The organism is Akkermansia sp. UNK.MGS-1 (genome assembly GCF_000980515.1).
GTDB classification, from domain to species: domain Bacteria; phylum Verrucomicrobiota; class Verrucomicrobiia; order Verrucomicrobiales; family Akkermansiaceae; genus Akkermansia; species Akkermansia muciniphila.
In genome coordinates this window covers 1-3,609 of sequence record NZ_LBCB01000025.1, presented here as the reverse complement: position 1 = coordinate 3,609, position 3,609 = coordinate 1, and the positions used below count along the sequence as shown (strand labels likewise).

Annotated in this window: 2 protein-coding genes; both read right to left on the bottom strand. The window is 57.5% G+C overall.

What is annotated here, in order from left to right:
• Positions 1–396: 396 nt before the first annotated feature.
• The gene (locus tag WW58_RS09840; protein WP_046437313.1) at positions 397–1,959 is read right to left on the bottom strand and encodes a sodium:solute symporter; all 1,563 of its coding nucleotides are present in this window, start codon (positions 1,957–1,959) and stop codon (positions 397–399) included.
• Between the two features lie 66 nt (positions 1,960–2,025).
• A partial coding sequence (locus WW58_RS09835) for a CTP synthase (protein WP_288143444.1) occupies positions 2,026–3,609 on the bottom strand: 1,584 nt, incomplete at its 5' end.

The following is a 3,609-nucleotide window of genomic DNA, read 5'->3' as shown; positions in this document are numbered from 1 at the left end:
TCAACTACGTGGATCCGGTGAACAGCCCGGAAACTCCTGCCCGGAAGGTCAACATGAAGAGCGGCGCGCTGGAGGATACGGAGCTGAGCGCCGTGAACAAGGCGTTTGGCAGAAAGTTCAATATCGTCTCCTTCCGCTGGCTGTCCCCGGAAGAAGTGTAGCAAAGGGAGCGCGTTTCCATTCCGTTTCACGCCGCTTTTCCTTTCCCGGGAAAGCGGCGCTTTTGTGTCCGGTAGAAGGAGTTCCGGCGTACCCGTTGGACAGGGAGCGCCCTCCCTCAGGGATTTTTATCCCTTAATCCCCTATTTTTCGCTTGCACCTTTACTCCCATTGACGGGAGGTTTGAAGGGGAATGCGGAACATGAATGTGGCCGGGGGGGGAACGGCGTTCACCGTTCAGCGCATGGGAAGGCGGCGCTTTCTGAAACAGAAGCCGACGGTAAAAGTAACCAGAGTTCCGATGGTAACGCGCCACGGAAATGCTATTTCCGGAACATATTGTTGCCAGCCGGAGGGCAGAGGGATGAGTTCCGTCAGTAAAGCGATGACAAAGAATCCTGCCGCCATGGCAATGATGTTTCCTGAGTCGCTGCCTCTGGTGCGGGTCAGCATTCCCAACAGGAAAATGCCAAGCAGGGAGCCATAGGTGTAGCCGAAAATGCCCAAGGCTATTTGGATGATGCGGACTTCCGGGTGATGCACCACATACCACGCTGTGATGGAACCCACGAGGATGAGCAGCAGGGAGAAACCGGCCGTTCCCCAGCGCACGCACCGGAGCAGCTGCCGTTCCGTGGCTTCCGGTTTGAATATCCCCTGGTACCAGTCCTTGGTGGCGGTAGTCGCCAGGGAGTTTAGAGCCGTGGAGAGGGAGCCCATGGCTGTCGCCAGAAGTCCGGCGATCAGCAGCCCGCGGATGCCGTTGGGAAGCTCATGGATGATGAAGTAGGGAAACACATGCAGCTGCGGCGTGTCGGCGGGGAGGTTTGCCGGGTTGTATTGGTAGAAGACATAGAGAAGAATGCCCGTGAAGAGGAAAATGATAACGATGGGGAAGTCCAGCAAGCCGGATACGATGACTGCACGCGTTCCCGCCTTGCTGTTTTTTGCCGCCAGCATGCGCTGCACCATGTCCTGGTCCGTGCCATGCGTAGCCATGGTGATGAAGGTTGCTCCCAGGAAGGCTGCCCACACCGTGTATTCCTGGCCCAGCACGCGGGCGCCTTGTTGGAGGAAGTCCAGGCCTTCTCCGGTTCCCCAGGAGAAGAATTTCCAATCGTCTCCGCCATTCATGGCGGCAGAGATGGAGCTCCACCCTCCGGGGATATGGGAGAACAGTACCCACAGGGCGGAAAGCATGGAGACTCCCAGAACGACGGCTTGGAGGACGTCCGTCCAGACGACGGCTTTCAATCCTCCGATCGCGGTATAAATTGTCGTGGCGACGGAGATGGCAACCAAGGCGGCAATGTAGAGCAGGACAATCTGGTCGGCGTCTGCCGTGACGCCTGTCAGGAACTGGTAGGCAATGACCAGCAGAATGCCCGCGAAATAGAGCCTGGTTCCGCTGGCGAGCACCCGGCTGATCAGGAAGACCATGGAGGCTGTCCGCCGCGTCAGGAGCCCGAATCTTTTTTCCAGGTATTCATAGATGGAAACAACCTTGTAGTCATAATAGGGCTTGAGAAAGAGCCTGCCGACGATGATGCGGCCCAGGATGGTGCCGATGCAGAGCTGGGCGTATGTGAAGTTGCGGGTATGGTACCCTTCTCCGGGAGCCCCCAGGAAGGTGGCCGCGCTGATTTCCGCCGCCAGGATAGAGGCCAGAATAGCCCACCAGGGCAGGGAGCGGTTGCCCAGGGCATAGTCTGTCAGGGAGTTTTGCTTTCGTCCCGCATAAATGCCAATGCAGAAGATAGCAAGAAAGTAAATGACGATGACGAAAAGGTCCGCGAGCATGCCTGGAAAGAGAAGGCCTTTTCCGGAATGGAAATTCCGGAAAAGGCCCCGGGTTTAATGAAAGGGTCAGGAGTGGCTCTTGTGCTCCAGCGCGGCTGAAACCAGGCCGGAAAAGAGCGGGTGGGCCCGGTTGGGAGCGGACTGGAATTCCGGATGGTACTGGCAGGCGATGAAAAAGGGATGATCGGGAAGTTCCACGACTTCCACCAGTCCGTGTTCGTCATTGACGGCGCTGATAACCAGCCCCGCGTTTTCCAGTTCGTCGCGGTAGGCCGGGTTGAATTCGTACCGGTGGCGGTGGCGTTCCGTAACGCTGTCCTTGCCGTAAAGCTTGTTCGCCAGCGTTCCGGGCCGGATCAGGGCCTTGTAGGCGCCCAGGCGCATGGTGGCTCCCATGGCCTTGATGCCTTTTTGCTCTTCCTGGAGGCTGATGACTGGGTGGGTGGTTTTCTGGTCGAATTCCGTGGAGTTGGCGTCATCCATACCGCAGATGTGGCGTGCGTACTCAATGACGGCCACCTGCATGCCCAGGCAAATGCCCAGGAACGGGATTCCTTTGGTGCGCGCGTATTCCACCGTCTGGATTTTCCCTTCAATGCCGCGGTCTCCAAAGCCGCCCGGCACCAGAATGCCGTCCACGGAGCCAATCATGGCCTCCGCGCCCTTTTCCTCAATTTCTTCCGCGTCTATCCGGAGAATTTCCACGCGGGCGTCATTTTCCGCACCGGCGTGAGTGAAGGATTCATAGATGGATTTGTAGGCGTCCTGGAGAGCGATGTATTTACCTACTACGGCAATCCTGATGGAGTGGCTGGGGCTGATGACCCTGCCGACGTAACGCTGCCAGTCCGCCAGATTGGGCGCCGGAACGTCCAGTCCCAGGCGCCTGGTGACAATGCGGTCTATTTTATCCTGGCTGAGATCCAGGGGGCATTCGTAGATGGTGTTTTTGACGTCGCGGAAGGCAATGACGTTTTTGGCTTCCACGTTGCAGAACATGGCGATTTTGCGGCGTTCGTCTTCACTCATGTCGTATTCCGTCCGGCAGATGATCACGTCCGGCTGGATGCCGATTTCCCGGAGCTTGGCGACGGATTGCTGGGTGGGCTTCGTTTTCATTTCCCCGGCGGCCTTGATATAGGGGAGCAGGGTGACGTGAATGAAGCAGACGTTGTCACGGCCCACTTCCAGGGCGAATTGGCGCAGGGCTTCCAGGAAAATGTGGCCTTCCATGTCCCCGACCGTGCCGCCGATTTCCGTGATGATGATGTCCACGTCTGATTTTTCCGTGACTTCATAGAGGCGGTTTTTGATTTCATCCGTGACATGCGGAATGTATTGAACCGTTTTTCCCAGATAGTCTCCCCGGCGTTCCTTCCGCAGCACGCTTTCAAAGACCTGTCCGGAAGTGAGGTTGTTTAGCCGGGAGAGGCTGCAATGGACGAAGCGTTCGTAATGGCCCAGGTCCAGGTCCGTTTCCGCTCCGTCGTTCAAGACGTACACTTCCCCGTGCTGGAACGGGCTCATCGTTCCGGGGTCCACATTCAGGTAGGGGTCGAATTTTTGAAGGGTTACCTTGAGTCCGCAGCGTTCCAGCAGCGTGCCGATGGATGCCGCCGCCAGTCCTTTGCCGAGAGAGGAGACAACACC